Genomic DNA, 17,710 nt, shown 5'->3' with positions numbered 1-17,710 from the left:
TACAATGAAAACATACAGTTATAAAAAATCAAAAGCGCTTTTTCAAAAAGCAGCCGAAATCATTCCTTGCGGCATATACGGCCATTTCAGCCCGGCGCCGCTCATTCCGGTGTCCGACTATCCGTTTTACGTTTCCAAAGCACAGGACGCCCATTTTTGGGATGTGGACGGCAACGAATTTATCGATTACATGTGTGCCTACGGCCCCATTATTCTCGGGTACAACAATCCCGTAGTGGAATCGGCAGCCGAAATGCAACGCGAAAAAGTGAATTGTGCTACAGCTCCCGGAGAGGTGATGGTACAACTGGCACAAGAGCTGGTGGACACCGTAACCATTGCCGACTGGGCCTTTTTTGCCAAAAACGGTAACGATGCCACCACTTTCGCCCTGATGGTGGCCCGCGCCAAAACCGGCCGGAAAAAGATTATCCGGCTCAAAGGCGGCTATCACGGTGTACAACCCTGGACCCAGTCGCCCGACCATCCCGGCATCACCTTCGAAGATGCCGAGAACATGCTCATCGGCGAATGGAATAATTACGAAGTACTTGAAGATTTCGTAAAGAAAAATCCGGATCAGATCGCCGGCATCATTGCCACACCTTATCATCATCCCACTTTTGAAGACAATGTTCTGCCGGCCGAGGGATACTGGAAAAAGGTGGAACAGCTTTGTCACAAAGAAGGCATCGTGCTGATTGTGGATGATGTGCGCACCGGTTTTCGTATTGATGTGCGCGGAAGCAACGAGTATTTCGGCTTTAAGCCCGATTTGGTTGCTTTCTGTAAAGCCATCGGCAACGGATATCCCATTTCGGCGCTGGTGGGAACCAACGAAATGAAAGAAGCGGCATCGAAAGTATTTTATACCGGAAGTTATTGGTTTTCGGCCGTCCCCATGGCAGCAGCACTGGCCACTATTCAGGAACTGAAAGAAAATGAAGTACCGGCCATGCTGGCTGAAAAAGGCCGCGAACTAACATCCGGATTGCAAAAAATTGCGGAAGACCACGGTTTTCATCTGAAAGTAACCGGCCATCCGGCTATGCCTTATCTGCGGCTCACCGACGACCCGTCGCTCATGCTGCATCAGGAATGGTGCGGCGAGTGTACCAAACGCGGCGCTTATTTCACTTCGCATCATAACTGGTTTATTTCTGCCGCCCTGACGGAAGAAGATATCCAGAAAACTTTTGAGATAGCTGATGACGCCTTTAAAGCCGTGAAAAACAACCGGAAATAATTAAAGAATCCTGATTGTCTGTTGAATAATCATTCAAATAAAACATTATGGCACTCACCATTGAAGAATACAACCATTTGCTGCAAACGGCCAAGAAATTACGGCACGAGATTGTAGAAATTACCATGAAAGCCGGCGGAGCGCATATCGGCGGCGGACTCAGCGTGCTGGATATTCTGGTAACGCTTTATTTCAAATACCTGAATATCGACCCGGAAAAGCCGGATGCCCCTGACCGCGACCGGCTGGTGCTGAGCAAAGGTCATGCTGCCATTGCTTATGCCCCGGTACTGGCCGAACGCGGTTTCTTCGACAAAAAACTGCTGGACGATTTCAACAAGTTTAAATCGCCTTTCGGCATGCATCCTGACGCCAACAAAATTCCCGGCTGCGACGCTTCCACCGGCTCACTCGGCCACGGACTGCCCATCGCTACCGGCATGGCCCTTGGCGCCCGTTTGCAGGAAAAGAAATTCCGTACCTACTGCATTGTGGGCGACGGCGAACTTAACGAAGGTTCCAACTGGGAAGCCGCCATGACCGGCGCTCATTACAAACTCACCAACCTGACCGTTTTTGTGGATCGCAACATGCAGATGATCGACGGCCCGGTGGAAGAGATTATGGGACTGGAACCATTATCCGACAAATGGAAAGCTTTTGGCTGGGATGTGTTGGAAATCAACGGGAACGACATCCAACAGGTAGCCAACGCCATTGAAAAAGCACAACAGGCTACGGAAAAACCGGTGGTCATTATCGCCAAAACGGTCAAAGGATACGGTGTGGATTTTATGGAAGATAAAACCCAATGGCATTACGGCAGCCTTGATTCGGAACTGGCCGAAAAAGCCCATCATTCCATTGATGCAGTGTATGAAAAACTGGGGATTTAATTGTTTCTCTAATCAAAGTCAAAAATCATGAGCAAAGAAATAACAGGCACAACATGGACGGTGTACGACGCGAACACACTGACACAAAACGAGATATACGGCAGAGTACTGTGCGAGCTCGGGGAAAAGCATCCCGAAATTGTCGGTCTTTCCGCTGACCTGGCCAAATCAACCAAAATCGGAATCTTTCAGGAAAAATTTCCCGACCGATTCATTAACGTGGGCATTGCCGAACAGAATATGTTTGGCATTGCCGCCGGCATGGCACGCACAGGCCTTTTGCCGTTTGTCTCTACCATGGCCGCTTTTACTTCTATGCGCGCGGCGGAGCAGGTACGAACCGACATTTGCTATCAGAATTTAAATGTCAAAATCATTGCTACACACGGCGGCGTTTCGTTCGGTTCGGCAGGAACCACACACCATGCCACGGAAGATATTGCCATCATGCGCTCGTTTGCGAACATGACGGTAATTGTTCCTGCCGACGGAATCGAAACCGCCAATGCCGTGCGCGCTGCCGTGGACTGGCCCGGCCCGGTATATATCCGTACCGGCCGTGGATTTGAACCCAATTATTACCAAAAAGAAGATTACGGTTTTGAAATCGGAAAATCCGTGTTGGTTCGCGAAGGTACCGACATCACCATCATCGCTACCGGCATCACGGTGCTGCAGGCCGCCGAAGCTGCCGATTTTCTGAAAAAGAACCACGGCCTGAGTGTCCGCGTTATCAACATGCACACCATCAAACCGCTGGATGAAGAAGCCGTAATGAAAGCCGTGACCGAAACACGCCGCATCATCACTTTTGAAGAACACAACGTGATAGGCGGACTCGGCACCGCCGTGGCCGACGTCATCGCGCAAAGCGGAAAAGGCTGCGCTTTCACCAAAGTCGGTTTCCCCGATGTTTATTCCGAAGTGGGATATCCCGAAGACCTGTATGCATACTACAAACTCGACGCCAACGGCATCATCGAAAAAGTACAGGAAGTGATGCAGAAAGATTTTGAAGAAGACGAAAACTGGGAAGACGAATTTTAACCGGTAAAAATACCCGATATGGAAAAAGATATTCTGGTGGCTAACCTTTATTTTCAAGCCGTTTTTCCGGTAATGAAAATCTTACTGCAGGACCATCCGGCCCTGGCGAAAAAATTTGCCAATGTACAGACTTCCGTAGTGTTTAAAGCCAAAACCGACACCGGCTCAATGGGATGCACGCTGCATTTCGACAAAGGAAATTTTTCTATCGACCTGAACCATTTTGAAAGCGGGGATATCGTTTTTTCGTTCGGCTCAGTGGAAAAAATGAACACTTTCTTAAAAGGCGGCACCGCTTTGCCTAAAATAAAAGGGCTGACAAAACCGGCATTGCTTTTCAAAGTCATCAGCCTGCTGCTTTCACTCAAACTGATGATGCCCAATGTGAAGCCCAAAGCCCCTTTGAAAAAATACCTGAAAGTAAAAATGGCGCTTTCGATGGTTACCCTGGCACTCAGCAAGCTCAACCGTTTTGGTTATCCCGACATGACCGCCTGGACCAAAAACCAGCCCGACCGCGTTTATCAATTGTCGGTAAACGACAGCGATATTGCCGTGTATCTGCGGGTTAAAGCCGGAAAAACCAAGGCGGGGAAAGGATTGTATCAGCGTAAACGTCCTTTTGTACATATGAAATTCGGCAGCGTGGATGCCGCCCTGAAGATTTTGTTACGCGAAGCCGAATTTGTGGAAGGCGTGGACAAAGGTTATGTGTCCATCGAAGGTTCGCCCGAATATGCAGCCCAGCTCAACGACCTGATGATGCGCGTGCAGGCACTCACCACTTGATACCAATTGTATTTTAAAATGCGCTAAAAGGGCATTTTAAAATCTACAAGGGTAAATGCCGATATTAAATCAAAGCACTTTTGGGATTGGGATGAACCAAAAGCGCGTTTTGATTCTTAGTCGGTATGATTCTATAAAATTCGTAAATTTGACTTTCAAAAAAAGAAAGCCATGTTTACCGAAATGGCCAAGTTGTTGAAATCGGCAGCCCCGTTCACCAATCAGGAACTGGAAGACGCCTTTCGCCTTTTTCGTGAAGAAACCATCCGCAAAAATGGATTTATCAGCAAAGAAGGACTGATTTGCGACCGGCTGGCTTTTATCCGCTCAGGACTGATGCGTTCGTTTTTCAACATCAAAGGCAAAGAAACCACCACCTACTTCCTCGGACCGGGAAGTATTGCCGTGGCCATGTCGAGTTTTATTGAAATGAAACCGGCTTTTGAAAACATCCAGGCCATTGAAGATTCGCAGGTATATATTCTTTCAAAAGAAGATCTGGAATCACTCTATCGCAAAAGCTGGAAATGGCAACAAACCGGACGGGTTATCATGGAACAGTATTACGTCATCATGGAAAAACGTTCTATCGCTCTGCAAACACTTAGTGCCAAAGAGCGTTATGATGAACTGATGAAAGAACATCCCGGCCTTTTACTCAAAGTTCCGTTGCATTACGTGGCTTCTTACCTCGGTATTTCACCCGAAACCCTCAGCCGGATCAGACGGGGATAGTTATTGCGCCTGCCGGATTCCATCCGGACAGAATCAAAAACACAAAACTGTTTATTTTTTCTTCTCTTTTCGGAATAATTTCATTTCACCCAGAAACTTCACCGCCAGGCTTTTCGACAGCGGGGCCAGCGTATCCAGATGTTCCGGATGCCATTGTACGCCCATGTAAAATCCTTTTCCGGTCGTATCGGCCCATTCAATCTCTTCCGGCAAACTGTCTGCTGAGCGGGCACCCACCAGCAACCCTTTTCCCAGCTTATCAATTCCCTGATGGTGATGACTATACACATAGCCACTGTCTACCCGGCTAATCCGGTATAACTCCGAAGCCCGGTTAACATACACTTCGTGCATGGCCGGTTTTCCGTCTTTAGTCCGGTGAGTCACTTTGGTTCCGATATCTGTTGGCAGATCGGTGTACAACGAGCCATCCAAAGCCACGTTCATCACCTGAAGGCCGCGGCAAATGCCAAAAATGGGCATTTTCATACGCAAGGCATCATGAATGGCCATCAGTTCCAGGCTGTCGCGGTGTAAATCCGGCGGACCACATTTGGACGCTTCATCTCCTTTTCCAAAAAGCGACGGGGCCAGATCGCCACCACCGGTGCACAACAAACCGTCACAGGTTTTTAAAACTTTCAGAGCCGAATCAACCGACAGTGGATAAAGGTTAACCCACTGAATGGTACTGTCATAACGGCGCAGCCACTGACGATAGGTGTGCCCGTATTTGTCGGGCTTTAATTTTGAGATGGCCAGCTTTAACGGCGCGGAAGTCTTTTTTTCGTGCTGCTGTTGCACACAACCCTGAAACAGGATTCCGGAGAGCAACAAAGACATCAACAAAACAGTGTATATTTTTTTCATATTCATAATATTATTTTCCGGTCGAAAGGTAATAATTTTTTACCATGTCGATATATTGCGAAGTAAAATTCCCCGTTTCATCCCGGATGATAAACTTCTCTGTTTCCATTTTATTTTCCGGATTCTTTCCCAGCAACAGGTTCACACGATTGGGTTCCTTACAGGGCTTGGGAAAGATCAGCATTTGTCGCTGCACAAAAAATCCCGCCACACAGGCCAACTCCAAAAAAATACGGCTCTGCCGGTAAGGCAAAACCACCGAAAATCGCCCGCCGGGTTTCAAATAATATCCGGCAGCTTTTATCAAATCTTCATACGACAGCGAGTCGGTATGCCGGGCACGTTTCCGGTCTTCCCGCACCGGGCGATGATCATTCAGAAAAAACGGCGGATTACTGATAATCAGGTCATAATGATGCCGGTTCAAAGCTTTCGCATTCCGGATATCCGTCTGAAAAGCCCGCAAGCGCCCGGAAAAAGGAGCACGCTCAAAATTCATCCGGGCTTCTTCTGCCGAGTCCGGATCAATATCCACCGCATCAACGGTCACATCACCACAACGTGCTGCCAGCAACAGCGGAAGAATTCCGCAGCCGGTACCAATGTCCAGCACCTTTTCGTTGTCGTCCAACGGCGTCCAGATTCCAAGCAACACCGCATCCGTCCCCACTTTCATGGTCGAACGATGATGGTATAAACTAAACTGTTGAAAATGAAAAGGCCGGCGGTCAGAAGCGTCCATGGTCAGGGATTTAAATAGAGATCAAGCAATCCCTCCGGAGCCTTTATCCGGATGGTCTTTTTTTCGCGGTCCAATTGCAAAATCACATCGTCATTTACCGGAATCAGCACTTCTTTGCCTTCATGAAAAACCTGCATCACCGCCTGCGCCGGATAATCCAGGATCTCTTCTATTTCTCCCACCCGGCCAAATTGCTCATCAACCACCGTGAAACCTTTCACTTCATGATAATAAAACTTGTTTCCGGTGAGTTTAGGCAAAACCGATAACGGCAAATACAACTCCTTTTTCACCAGAGCCGACGCATCGGCTTCCGTATTCACATCCTGAAAGCGAATGATCAGCCGGTTATTTTTGATGGAACGTTCTTCAATAAAATAAGGCACAAGACTACCCCGGATATTCAAAAATACCATCTCCATATTTTCGTATGCACCGGGGTTATCCGCATCAATAAAAGCGACTACTTTCCCGTCATAGCCATGGGTTTTGGTTATCAACCCCAAATAAAAATAATCGTCAAAAGCATCTTTTTTCATTCTCCGGATTTTGCTGTGACACAAAAATAACAAAAACAGACACAAAAAAACCCGGGCACAATGTCCGGGCTTTTTTTATAGGAACAAAGCAAAATTTATTCTTTTTCTTCTGCTTTGGTTTCTTCCGCGTTTTCAGCAGCAGCTTCTTCGCCTTCGGCAGCAGCTTCTTCGTTTTCACCGGCTTCTGCTTTGGCAGCTTCTGCCTGTGCTTCAATCTCAGCAGCTTTTTTCTTGGCCAGTTCTGCTTCGCGGGCTTCGCGAATCTTCGACTCGGCTTCTAACTGCGCTTTTCTTTCTTCACGTGATTTTTCCTGCAATCCGCTCACTTTGGCAGCAATCTTGGCTTCTTTTTCTTTCAGCCAGGCCTGGAATTTTACTTCCGCCTGCTCTTCGGTAAGCGCACCTTTTTTTACGCCTTTCAACAGGTGATTTTTATACAAAATCCCTTTGTACGAAAGAATAGCCCGGACCGTATCGGTAGGCTGGGCTCCTTTTTGCAGCCAATCCAGGGCGCCTTCAAAATCAATATTGATTTCAGCAGGGTTTTTGGTCGGATCGTAATATCCGATTTTTTCAATGTATTTTCCGTCTCGTGGTGCACGACCATCCGCAATGACAATATGGAAATAAGGTTTTCTCTTTTTTCCATACCGTTGCAATCTCATTTTAACTGGCATAACAGTCTAATTTTTAAATAAATAATAATTGTACAAAAACGGCTGCAAATATCCGTCTTTTTTTTGAATTAAAAAAACTTTTTTTACGATTTTCTTTTGGGCGGCCCGGCCTGTCTTACTGCGTCATTCAGGCCGGCGCGTTTTCCATTGTAGCCGGGGTTTCCGGTGCCTGTTACGCCACGGCCGGCGGGTAGCTTCCAAGGGCGCTCCCGCCGCCCTGCTCCACCCGGGCACCGAAAACCCCGGGCTGCCATTCCAACCGCTGCCGCAAATCACCGTTATTTTTCCTGAATCTGCCGTTTTATCTTCACCCTTTTCAGCTTCAGCAGATTCACCGGATTAATTCCCAAACCGGTAACATCTTTCTGCACAAAACGAATCACTTCATCGTAATACAAAATAGCCACCGGTGCTTCCGACATCACCAAACTGTCCATCTTCCGGTAAAGCATCCTTCTCTGCCGGTCGTTTACCATCGACAAACAACGCAAATACATTTTATCATACTCCGGATTGGAAAAATGGGTGTAATTGGGGCCGTCAGGAGTAAAATTCTTCGAATAAAACAACGAAAGATAATTCTCTTCATCCGGATAATCAGCAATCCACGAAGCCCTGAAGAACATCAGCTTCGATGTGGCTTTCATTTCGCGCAGGGTTCCCACCGGCATCACGTTAATATGCACATCAAACCCTACATTGTTCAACCGGGCCTGCACATATTTACACAAATCCACATACTCCGATGTGGTAGCCAGTGTCACTTTCGGAGCCGGTTTTCCCGGACCAAATCCGGCCGCTTTCAGCAAAGCCCTTGCCTTTTCCGGATCATAATGGTATCCGTATCCCGCATGGGCATCAAAAGCCGGCATCCCGGCAGGAATAATTCCTTCGTTTCCCGGAATTCCAATACCGTTTCGCAGGTATTTAATCATCTTTTTCCGGTCAAAAGCATAATTCACCGCCTGCCGCACCGCTTTTATCCGCAACGGACTTTTCCGGACAATGGGCAGCGTAGTGTCCACCAAAATGCCCAGATACTCCGTGTTCAGGTACGGCGACTTCAACATTTTCACCCGCGAACGAAACTGGCTGCGCAGTTTGCCGGTACGGGTTAAAATTTCATCTTTATACGAAGGGTCAATACCGGAAATAAAATCCAGGTTTCCTTTGGTAAACTCCAAAAAGGCCGTCATTTTATCCCGCAAAAAAGAGATGGCCACCGCATCCAGATAAGGCAACCGGTGACCGGAAGCGTCCTTTTCAAAATAATCCGGATTTTTCTGCAAAACCATCTTCACACCTTCTACCCAGTTTTTCAGGAAAAACGGCCCTGTTCCCACCGGATGTTTTCTGAAATTCACCCCATAATAATCCACGGCTTCGTGCGGAATAACCGAGCAATATTGCATGGCCAAAATCCCTAAAAACGGCGGAAAAGGCTTTTTCAATGTGATTTGCAAAACGCTGTCGTTTAACGCCCGGAAAGCTTTATGCGGCGCTTTTCCGGCTACGCCTTCAAAAACCCAGCTCCCCGGCGAAGCCGTTTTCGGATTAGCCAGCCGCTGAAAACTGTACACAAAATCAAATGCAGTTACCCGTCGCTTTTTCCCGTGAAAGACCGGGTCATCATGAAAATAAACATCTTTACGAAGATAAAACGTGTAGGTTTTGCCATCCGGAGAAACTTTCCAGTGACGGGCAATAGCCGGCCGCACATGTAAGCTGTCGTCCAGTTGTACCAATCCGTTGTACAGCTGATTACATACCCAGATATGTGGTAAATCTTTGGCAAAAGCCGGATCCAGATTAACCAGTCCCCCACTCTCATTGTACCGGAAGATCATCTTACCGGGATGACGATGCACATCATTTCCACAGGAAACCAACAGGAAAAAACCCGCCATCAAAAAAGAAAAAACCAAAAGCCGTTTTTTGAAAATCATCATCTGTCTGATTTTCGGCGAAGATAAAACATTCGGAAAAACAACGAAATCATTCCCCCAAAAACATCAGGGCTGAACAATCCGGCTCAAGCCGTGTAAAACCTTGCCCAGCTCAGCCTTCACCTGCGGATCTTTTTCCAAAGCATACGCGGTCCGGATATCCGGAAGTGCTGCGGTATATTCCGTTTTCAGCAGATAATCTGCTGCCGCAATTCTTACTTTGGGCGAAGTGCTGCGCAACAAACCGATGGACCAACGGATAGAGGGTCTCGAATAGATCGAATGCAGGTGATGAATTGCCTGAATAACCGTATCGGCATTGTCACTAAACAATTTCCAGAAGTTGGCTTTCTCATATCGAATGACTTTTGGAAAATAAAGAACGGCATGGGTATATTGCTCCGGTTTAACGATGGTCTTTGGATAAGAAATAAGCGGGCGGTTTGCCACAAAACGTGCCATTCGTGGAACCATCCACCGCATGCCGGGCGTAGCCTCAGGATGACCGGCCGAAGCAATCACCCGGCCATTACCATAAGCCATGGTAAACAATGCCGGCTTGCCCGGAGAAACTCCTTTGGGATCTCCCGGATTGGGAACAATGTCCGTGGTGATCTTTGCTAAAATTGTTATTGGTGAGTTTTTGGGAATTTTAAACATCGGACCATCATAATACTGGTAATAAGCAGTATCCACTTTTTTTAGCTCCGGAAAAACTTTCCCCCCTTGTGACGTCAGCTTAAAGCCGATAAGTGCCCGGCCACGGTTGTAATGATCGCGAATATCGGGAGCCGGAAAAATTTGCAGGCTGGGATAACCCGGAGTAGTCGAGAACAGATAGCCTCCGGCACAAATGCCCACAAGCCCGTGATTTTTCTTTTGGGCAAACGCTTTCACTTTGGCAGCCCCTTCCAATCCCATGTTGTTGTATTCCTTGCTGGCACTTCCGCCCGGGAATACCATAACATCCAGGCTGTCCAGAACACCTTTCATAATATCCACAGCCGATACCTCCCGGGCAACAATACCGCTATCCGTTTTCAGTGCTTCCATGGTTTCGATAACACATACCGGACTGGCCCCGTTGCCGTTAAAAACACCAACCCGTAACTTTGCATTTTCATTCTGTGAAGCAGGCGCTTTGCTTGAGCAACAGGAATAGGCCGCAAAAAATAAGGCAAAAGCAAGTATTCCAATAATTCCGTACCCTTTGATTTTCATCTTTTTCATTTTTAAGAATGTCTGTTTAACCCCAAAAACAAAACCGGTTAAAAGTTTTCTTTCACCCCAAAATGTTTTGCATAATAATTTGTCACCTGACGATCAATTTGATCGTACAGATCATTGAGTTCTTTTTGATCGACTTTGTTTGCTTTTACCCACTTTCCGATTGCCCTTTCGCTTTCGTCAATAAGCTGATCATCAAGCGGTTTCAATACCTGCAAAATTCCTGTTTTATCGGCATTGAGCAGGGCATTCACATTGATATAATATTTGCTGCTGGCCCCCCAGTGGTAAGTATAACAGCGTTTTTTTACCGTGAGGGCCAGATGGCACATGGGAGCATCATTAATTTTTTTGTCATATTTTAATAAAACAGGCAGGCTGTGGTCTTTTGTCAGGATGACCGGAATAGTAACCGATGCCAGCGGCCAGCCCAAATCGGTCCACATGGTGGTCAAGGCAGGATTCTGCCCCGGGTTGACACCTTCAACCATACACGACGAAGCCGAAATGCGGCGGGGAACATAATCACGGAACCAGACCATTTTTTGGTGTCCGGCCGGTAAATTGGCATAATCCCATAAATTTGTTCCGGTAAGTGAATGATGTAAATTTTTCGTGGCTTCCTGCATGATCGTGCGAACGGTTATCCCGCCGTTTTTAACCGCCTGATCCAGCACTTTTTGCGTACTGACGTAACGGATGTAGCCACCTCCTTTACCCGGAGTGCCTTTAAAAGAATAATTGGTACGGATAAGGTAACCCTCCGGGGCCACCGCCTGATCGTTTACATCAATTTTGTACACTTTGAAATTTCCCACTTCGAAATAAGCAGCTCCGCCTTGGGCATCGATCACGCCAAAATTGGCTTCAAGCCGTATAGGACGCGGCAGGCTATTCAAAAGTTTTTCAAAATCATCCACTGTGGCACAGGTTTGCAAAGCCCGTTTCATCAACCGGCCTTCTCCGCCGGTTTGTTTAATGGTATCATTGTTCAGGTTGTAACTGGCCGAGTTCATAATGGCAAAGCCGGCACTGTTATAACCGATCCAGATACTTTTCCCGGTTTTATCATGAGAATTGACTAACCCCACATACGGATATTTCCCATCATGAAAAATCATGATTTTGTTATTCAAAGCTCCGGTATCGCGGTTTTTCCACAACATCGGACGGCCGTCTTTGGTGGCCTTTCCGGAAATAACAGCTGTGGTACAGGCAACCCCGGCCGAGATCCCGAAAAAGAACAGGAACACAATACTTGCTAAAAGTTTTTTCATAAACTTGATTTTTATCATATATAATAAATATACAAATCCCCTCGATTCGGGTATTTTTCTTCTCTCCTATTTTCTGTACAAATATCCTTCAAAAAAACAGTTTTAACAAAATAAAGTTTCAGAAAGATCTTCGTTCACTGAAAGATACCGGTCAGGGCACTAACAAAGTTATTTTTTCGGACTTTTTCATCGAAATGTTCCCGGAAATTCGGACTCTCATAAGGGGATTGGTTACCTTTGCAAAAAATAAATTGCCGATGAACCTGCTTTCCGTTGACAAACTTTCGAAAACTTATGGCGATAAGGTTTTGTTTGAAGAAATCAGTTTTGGCCTGCACGAAGGCGATAAAACAGCACTCATCGCCGGCAACGGAACCGGGAAATCCACCCTTTTTAAAATACTGGCCGGAAAGGACTTTGCCGACAGCGGAAGCTTTGCCTTTCGTGACGGCCTTCGCGTGGCCTATCTGGAACAACAGCCCGAATTTGAGCCGGGAATTTCGCTGAAAGAACTGATTGACACCCACGATTCGGAAATCCGTCAGATCATTCGCGATTATGAAGAAGCCGTAAAACGGCAGGCTGAAAAAGACACCCCCGAAACCCGCGAGCAACTGAATGCAGCTATCAACCGGATGGACAAAGCCGAAGCCTGGGATTACGACCGGCGACTGACAGAAATGTTTTCGCGCTTTGGCATTACCCGTCTGGAACAAAAAACAGAAACCCTTTCGGGAGGCCAGAAAAAACGAATTGCCCTTGCCCTCACCCTGCTCGACCAACCCGAATTTCTGCTGCTCGACGAGCCCACCAACCATCTCGACATCGACATGATCGAATGGCTCGAAAAATACCTGTCCGCTTCGGACATCACCCTTTTTATGGTTACCCACGACCGTTATTTTCTCGACAGGATTTGTAACAACATCATGGAGCTTTCCGACAGCCAAATTTATACCTATCAGGGCAACTATTCCTATTTTCTTGAAAAAAGAGCCGCCCGCATTGAAGCGGAACAATCCGAAAGAGAAAAGGCGGAAAAATGGATGAAAAAAGAGCTCGAATGGCTGCGCCGGATGCCCAAAGCCCGTACCCATAAATCAAAAGCACGTATCGACGCTTTTTATGAAACCAAAGCAAAAGCGTCCAAAAAAACTACGGACGATGAAATAAAACTGCAAACACAAACCCGGCGCCTCGGCGGAAAAATCATCGAAATAAAAAACATTGAGAAACATTTCGGCGATAAAAAAATCGTTGAAAATTTCAGTTACATCTTCAAAAAAGGCGAACGCATCGGGCTGCTTGGCAAAAACGGGGTGGGAAAATCCACTTTTTTAAATCTGCTGACAGGGAAAACCCCACCCGACAAAGGCGAAATCATCCGGGGCGATACCGTTTCCATCGGTTATTACACACAGGAAGGGCTGAAAGCATCACCGGACAAAACCGTACTCGAAGTGGTAAAAGACATTGCCGAAGTTATTCAAACCGGGAAAAACAAAACCCTGACGGCTTCACAGTTTCTGAATTACTTTCTGTTTCCGCCTAAAGTGCAGCAAACACCGGTTTCCAAACTCAGCGGCGGCGAACGGCGAAGGTTGTACCTGCTTACCGTATTGATTACCAACCCCAACTTTCTCATCCTTGATGAGCCCACCAACGATTTGGATATCGTTACCCTAAACAAGTTAGAGGCTTTCCTTTCCGATTTCCAGGGCTGTTTGATACTGGTTTCGCACGACCGGTATTTTCTGGACCGGCTGACCGACCACTTGTTTATTTTCGAAGGCAACGGAAAAATAAAAGATTTTTACGGCAACTACACGTCATACCGGTTCAGCAAACTGAATGAAGAGAAAAAAAACAAACCGGCCGAAAAAAAGCCGGCACAACCAAAAGTAAAACAAAACAACCGGAAACTCAGTTATAAGGAAAAACGCGAATTTGAACAATTAGAAACCGAAATCGAACAACTCGAAAAAGAAAAAGCAGCACTGGAAAGCACCATGAATACCGGAAACCTTTCTTATCAGGAGCTGGAAGAAACCGGCCGGCAGATTGCCCGGCTCATGGAAACACTGGACGAAAAAACCCTGCGCTGGATGGAACTGGCAGAAAAAGCCAACCCGTAAACCGCAATTATTCTTCGAAAGGCAAGTCAAACATTTCGGCCAGCGTTTTCAGTCCGCTGACGGTTTTACTACCGAGAGCAATTCCTTCGGTCATTTTTCGCTTTTCCGATTCCCGTTCCGGATCACCGGGAATAATTACCCGTTCGCGACCCGGCACCGGTTCGGCTTTTCGGAAAGCCCGTATCCATTCATCCATACCGGCTTTAAAATCGGCTGCCGGCTGAAAGGCATCAATACGCATGGCGCCGAAAAAATGACCGATACCGCGATCTTCCGCACCGGCTTTATCTTTCACATAACCCAAGGTAGGCACTACCGTCGGCCCGAAATTGGCACCGGAAAACACAGCCGAAAAAATATCTACAATAGATGTCAGGCAAAAACCTTTGTGCCCGCCATGATCGGTGTCGCCACCCAGCGTACGCAAAGCCCCGCCATTACGCAAAGCCGAAGGATCGACAGTCGGACTTCCGCCGGCATCCTGTAGCAGGCCTTCCGGAACGGTTTTTCCTTCACTTTCATATATGTCCACTTTTCCGCGCGAGACAGGCGAAGTGGCAAAATCGGCCACAAAAGGCGGCTCATCGCCTGCCGGAACAGCCACGGCAATGGGATTGGTCCCCAACATGCCGTTTTTCGCAAAAGTAGGCGCCACCAGCGGATTGGCATTGGTCATGGCAATGCCGATCATATCCTGTTCCAGCGCTTTCATGGCATAGTAACCGGCAATTCCGAAATGATACGAATTGCGCACCGCCACCCAGCCCGTACCGGCTGTTTTGGCCTTTTCAATGGCCAGTTTCATGGCTTTGGGCGCCGTAACCAGCCCCAATCCTTTTCCGCCGTCCACCAGGGCTGTGGAAGGCGTTTCGTGAACCACAGTAAATTTCGGGGTAACGGTAATCCGTTTATTTTGCCACAAACGGACATATTCGGGCAACCGCACCAGTCCGTGCGTGGAAATATTCCGTAACTCGGCCCGCATCAAAATATCGGCCGCCTGACGGGCCTCATCCGCCGGCAATCCCATTTTTTCAAACACCGATTGGGTAAAAGCAAAAAGATAATCGTACGAATACATGAAGTAAAATTTTCGGCAAAGATGCAAAAAGATATGGTAAGGGATAATAGCGAAAAAATGGATTTTTTCGGAATACAATTCCCAAATTATCCGATATTTTGGGAATACTATTCTCATTTTATCCAATTTTTTCGTATTTTTGGGTGCAATATCAAACATTTAAACCATGTATTTTAAAAGAGATATAGAACCTGAACTGATAAAACACCTTGACAAAAAAGAATATACAATTATCACGGGAGCCAGACAAACCGGCAAAACAACTTTATTGAAACATCTCTATGCAAAACTGAAAAAGGAAGGGAAAAAAACCTTTTTTGTCAGTTTTGAAGATGTAGATATTTTGAGTAGTATCAACAAACATCCTGAAGAGATATTTTCAGTAACTGCCCGCCCACAACGGAAAGAAACGGATAACAACAGGTTACAACCTTATTATTTATTTATTGATGAAATACAATACGCTAATAATCCCACGAACTTTTTAAAGTATCTATTTGACACTTATGGTAGCAGCTTGAAAATAATTGCTACCGGCAGCAGCGCTTTTTATATGGATGAAAAATTTAAAGATTCACTCGCAGGAAGAAAAAGAATTTTTGAATTACAAACCTTAAATTTTTCCGAATGGCTTTTGTTTAACAATGAAGATGACCTGAAAGAAGAGCTCCGAATGATACAGAAACAAAAAGATTATGTATCTACACGAAAAAGAGAATTGATGGAACTTTTTCAAACATTTATAGTTTATGGTGGTTATCCGCGTGTTGCTTTGGAAAAAGAACCGGAAGAAAAAATTTTTTTATTAAAAGAATTGAAAAATGCATTTTTGCGTAGAGACATTGACGAATCCGGGATACAGCATTACGAAAAGTTTTATATGCTACTTACCATACTTGCTGGACAAACAGGTAACTTGGTAAACAAAAACGAACTGTCCACTACCATAGGAATAGATCACAAAACAGTTGACAAATATTTGTATGTACTACAAAACAGTTTTCATATCTCATTGGTAAAACCATTTTTCTCCAATATCAGAAAAGAGTTTACCAAAATGCCAAAAATATTTTTTAACGACTCGGGAATGAGAAATGTTTTATTAAACAGATTTTACAACTTTGACAATCGTGATGACAAAGGCGCATTATTTGAAAATTACATATTTAAACGTTTGTGTGAGTTATACGATAAAGAACAGATAAGATATTGGCGTACTACCGACAAAAAAGAAATCGATTTTGTGGTAACTGAATCGTTTTTAAAAGGAAAAGCTTATGAAGTTAAAACAAAGTGTCCTGCAAAAACCATTTCCGCTCCGGCTAAATTTTCAGAAAAATATTCTGGATATTCTTATAAAATCGTCTCATTGGACAAAAACAACACTTGCTTGTGGTTTTTAAAATTATAAATATTTGCGTTTTACCATACATGCTTGATAAGAATACCATTTTTATCATATACAACACCTAACAAAAAATATTTTCCAGGCACAGAAAATAACAAATAGAAACAATAATTAAATCCTGATACTTAACATTTTAAAATCCAATCGGTATTACAGCCAAAAACAATCCAAAGATTTCAACCTCTGCATTTCAAATACAAACCCGGAAGTGGTCTGATTTTTCTACGGTACCGTCAGAGCATACTGTCCGCAAACCAGCCCGTTTCCGCTTAATGGAATTAACGGTTGATTTGCATAATACAAATTATTCAGCATAAAAAAGTTTTCGCCGAATTTTGTTTTCACATCTGTCAGTTCAAAAAACAGGTTATCCAAAACAAAAGTGGGAGAAAATACCCGGTATTTTAAAAAGATACCCGTTTCCTTTTCAACCACAAAAAGCATCCGGCGGTCCGGTTCAAGGGAAACTGTACGCCACACGGTATTGTAAACCGGGAAAAGCGTAACCGGCTTTACTATTTCGCTCAAAAAAATGGTTCTTCGCCGTTTCCTGTAAACCTGAATTTCAATAATACTATGGTTCGTTAAAAGCAACCCGGCTGTTTTAAAATAATTTCCCAAATCAGCCAAGGAATTCAAAGCGGGATTTTCTAACCGGGAATAAAAAGCCGGAAAAAACACTGCCGATGTAAGAGGCATTTTTATTTTTTCAGCAGCAATATGCAAATCATTCCATCCGGCTTCATCAAACTTCCCGGCCCATATCCGGCAACCGGTTCCAATCAGTTTAATGCGTACCGGATGAATTTCTTGATTTAACATTCTTGCAGATAATCCGTTGGTCTTTGGCAAACTTAACGGAAATATGAAGTTCTTACACAGAACGGATAAAATTTCTTTTCAAACCCCAATTAACCAAACATCTTCCGGTGACAAATTTTACTTCTCTGTTTTTCATCCCAAAAGTCCGGAATTTTCTACAATCCAATTAATTATTTAAAACTATTCTATAATATTAAAATCCATCGCTCCCCCATCAAAAACCTGTTGAATTTCATATATTTGTTGGGTTACTAAAAAAGCGGCAAAAAAAGA

At 45.3% G+C, this 17,710-nt stretch carries 16 protein-coding genes; 7 read left to right on the top strand and 9 right to left on the bottom strand.

Features of this window, described 5'->3' with window-relative positions; genetic code table 11:
* Positions 1-4: 4 nt before the first annotated feature.
* The 5 genes from LA303_RS06635 to LA303_RS06615 all read left to right on the top strand — a co-directional run bounded on the left by LA303_RS06635 (position 5) and on the right by LA303_RS06615 (position 4,713).
* The gene (locus LA303_RS06635; protein ID WP_240524505.1) at positions 5-1,246 is read left to right on the top strand and encodes an aminotransferase class III-fold pyridoxal phosphate-dependent enzyme; all 1,242 of its coding nucleotides are present in this window, start codon (positions 5-7) and stop codon (positions 1,244-1,246) included.
* 47 nt (positions 1,247-1,293) lie between these two features.
* Complete coding sequence (locus LA303_RS06630; protein ID WP_240524504.1) at positions 1,294-2,142, top strand: transketolase; 849 nt, start codon at positions 1,294-1,296, stop codon at positions 2,140-2,142.
* Positions 2,143-2,169: 27 nt separating this feature from the next.
* Positions 2,170-3,189: a transketolase family protein gene (locus tag LA303_RS06625; protein WP_240524503.1), complete on the top strand. Its 1,020-nt coding sequence runs from the start codon at positions 2,170-2,172 to the stop codon at positions 3,187-3,189.
* An 18-nt stretch (positions 3,190-3,207) separates the two neighbouring features.
* On the top strand, positions 3,208-3,978 hold the full coding sequence (locus LA303_RS06620; RefSeq protein WP_240524502.1) for a hypothetical protein: 771 nt from the start codon (positions 3,208-3,210) through the stop codon (positions 3,976-3,978).
* A gap of 171 nt (positions 3,979-4,149) precedes the next feature.
* On the top strand, positions 4,150-4,713 hold the full coding sequence (locus tag LA303_RS06615) for a Crp/Fnr family transcriptional regulator (protein ID WP_240524501.1): 564 nt from the start codon (positions 4,150-4,152) through the stop codon (positions 4,711-4,713).
* Between the two features lie 51 nt (positions 4,714-4,764).
* On the opposite strand, the gene LA303_RS06610 is transcribed toward LA303_RS06615, so the two are convergent.
* The 7 genes from LA303_RS06610 to LA303_RS06580 form a co-directional block, all read right to left on the bottom strand.
* Positions 4,765-5,583 carry a gamma-glutamyl-gamma-aminobutyrate hydrolase family protein gene (locus LA303_RS06610; RefSeq protein ID WP_240524500.1) on the bottom strand — a complete coding sequence of 273 codons (819 nt, stop codon included), beginning with the start codon at positions 5,581-5,583 and terminating at the stop codon, positions 4,765-4,767.
* A gap of 10 nt (positions 5,584-5,593) precedes the next feature.
* Positions 5,594-6,325 carry a tRNA1(Val) (adenine(37)-N6)-methyltransferase gene (locus LA303_RS06605; protein WP_240524499.1) on the bottom strand — a complete coding sequence of 244 codons (732 nt, stop codon included), beginning with the start codon at positions 6,323-6,325 and terminating at the stop codon, positions 5,594-5,596.
* A gap of 2 nt (positions 6,326-6,327) precedes the next feature.
* Complete coding sequence (gene rimM / locus LA303_RS06600) at positions 6,328-6,864, bottom strand: ribosome maturation factor RimM (protein WP_240524498.1); 537 nt, start codon at positions 6,862-6,864, stop codon at positions 6,328-6,330.
* Between the two features lie 95 nt (positions 6,865-6,959).
* Entirely contained in the window at positions 6,960-7,541 is a 582-nt protein-coding gene (locus LA303_RS06595; protein ID WP_240524497.1) for a 30S ribosomal protein S16, read from the bottom strand.
* 278 nt (positions 7,542-7,819) lie between these two features.
* The gene (locus LA303_RS06590) at positions 7,820-9,490 is read right to left on the bottom strand and encodes an ABC transporter substrate-binding protein (RefSeq protein WP_240524496.1); all 1,671 of its coding nucleotides are present in this window, start codon (positions 9,488-9,490) and stop codon (positions 7,820-7,822) included.
* A 63-nt stretch (positions 9,491-9,553) separates the two neighbouring features.
* Positions 9,554-10,708 (bottom strand): BPL-N domain-containing protein, encoded by a 1,155-nt coding sequence (locus LA303_RS06585; RefSeq protein ID WP_240524495.1) that lies wholly within the window; start codon positions 10,706-10,708, stop codon positions 9,554-9,556.
* 47 nt (positions 10,709-10,755) lie between these two features.
* The gene (locus LA303_RS06580; RefSeq protein ID WP_240524494.1) at positions 10,756-11,991 is read right to left on the bottom strand and encodes a carcinine hydrolase/isopenicillin-N N-acyltransferase family protein; all 1,236 of its coding nucleotides are present in this window, start codon (positions 11,989-11,991) and stop codon (positions 10,756-10,758) included.
* 257 nt (positions 11,992-12,248) lie between these two features.
* Here LA303_RS06580 and LA303_RS06575 point away from each other — a divergent pair, with 257 nt between their 5' ends.
* Positions 12,249-14,126: an ABC-F family ATP-binding cassette domain-containing protein gene (locus LA303_RS06575; protein ID WP_240524493.1), complete on the top strand. Its 1,878-nt coding sequence runs from the start codon at positions 12,249-12,251 to the stop codon at positions 14,124-14,126.
* A 7-nt stretch (positions 14,127-14,133) separates the two neighbouring features.
* Here LA303_RS06575 and LA303_RS06570 read toward each other — a convergent pair whose 3' ends face one another.
* Positions 14,134-15,207: an Ldh family oxidoreductase gene (locus LA303_RS06570; RefSeq protein WP_240524492.1), complete on the bottom strand. Its 1,074-nt coding sequence runs from the start codon at positions 15,205-15,207 to the stop codon at positions 14,134-14,136.
* A gap of 166 nt (positions 15,208-15,373) precedes the next feature.
* Between LA303_RS06570 and LA303_RS06565 the strand changes: the two genes are divergently transcribed.
* Complete coding sequence (locus LA303_RS06565) at positions 15,374-16,618, top strand: ATP-binding protein (protein ID WP_240524491.1); 1,245 nt, start codon at positions 15,374-15,376, stop codon at positions 16,616-16,618.
* A 219-nt stretch (positions 16,619-16,837) separates the two neighbouring features.
* On the opposite strand, the gene LA303_RS06560 is transcribed toward LA303_RS06565, so the two are convergent.
* Positions 16,838-17,437, bottom strand: a complete 600-nt coding sequence (locus LA303_RS06560; protein ID WP_240524490.1) for a hypothetical protein — start codon at positions 17,435-17,437, stop codon at positions 16,838-16,840.
* Positions 17,438-17,710 lie beyond the last annotated feature (273 nt).

The organism is Candidatus Sulfidibacterium hydrothermale, assembly GCF_020149915.1.
Taxonomy (GTDB): Bacteria; Bacteroidota; Bacteroidia; order Bacteroidales; family F082; genus Sulfidibacterium; species Sulfidibacterium hydrothermale.
Note: the sequence above shows the minus strand (reverse complement) of the source record. Positions and strands in the feature narration are given on the sequence as shown.

Bases quoted from the DNA above. Each gene is read 5' to 3' on its own strand.
- LA303_RS06635 (WP_240524505.1), top strand. From the start codon at position 5: ATGAAAACATACAGTTATAAAAAATCAAAAGCGCTTTTTCAAAAAGCA.
- LA303_RS06630 (WP_240524504.1), top strand. From the start codon at position 1,294: ATGGCACTCACCATTGAAGAATACAACCATTTGCTGCAAACGGCCAAG.
- LA303_RS06625 (WP_240524503.1), top strand. From the start codon at position 2,170: ATGAGCAAAGAAATAACAGGCACAACATGGACGGTGTACGACGCGAAC.
- LA303_RS06620 (WP_240524502.1), top strand. From the start codon at position 3,208: ATGGAAAAAGATATTCTGGTGGCTAACCTTTATTTTCAAGCCGTTTTT.
- LA303_RS06615 (WP_240524501.1), top strand. From the start codon at position 4,150: ATGTTTACCGAAATGGCCAAGTTGTTGAAATCGGCAGCCCCGTTCACC.
- LA303_RS06610 (WP_240524500.1), bottom strand. From the start codon at position 5,583: ATGAAAAAAATATACACTGTTTTGTTGATGTCTTTGTTGCTCTCCGGA.
- LA303_RS06605 (WP_240524499.1), bottom strand. From the start codon at position 6,325: ATGGACGCTTCTGACCGCCGGCCTTTTCATTTTCAACAGTTTAGTTTA.
- rimM (WP_240524498.1), bottom strand. From the start codon at position 6,864: ATGAAAAAAGATGCTTTTGACGATTATTTTTATTTGGGGTTGATAACC.
- LA303_RS06595 (WP_240524497.1), bottom strand. From the start codon at position 7,541: ATGCCAGTTAAAATGAGATTGCAACGGTATGGAAAAAAGAGAAAACCT.
- LA303_RS06590 (WP_240524496.1), bottom strand. From the start codon at position 9,490: ATGATGATTTTCAAAAAACGGCTTTTGGTTTTTTCTTTTTTGATGGCG.
- LA303_RS06585 (WP_240524495.1), bottom strand. From the start codon at position 10,708: ATGAAAATCAAAGGGTACGGAATTATTGGAATACTTGCTTTTGCCTTA.
- LA303_RS06580 (WP_240524494.1), bottom strand. From the start codon at position 11,991: ATGAAAAAACTTTTAGCAAGTATTGTGTTCCTGTTCTTTTTCGGGATC.
- LA303_RS06575 (WP_240524493.1), top strand. From the start codon at position 12,249: ATGAACCTGCTTTCCGTTGACAAACTTTCGAAAACTTATGGCGATAAG.
- LA303_RS06570 (WP_240524492.1), bottom strand. From the start codon at position 15,207: ATGTATTCGTACGATTATCTTTTTGCTTTTACCCAATCGGTGTTTGAA.
- LA303_RS06565 (WP_240524491.1), top strand. From the start codon at position 15,374: ATGTATTTTAAAAGAGATATAGAACCTGAACTGATAAAACACCTTGAC.
- LA303_RS06560 (WP_240524490.1), bottom strand. From the start codon at position 17,437: ATGTTAAATCAAGAAATTCATCCGGTACGCATTAAACTGATTGGAACC.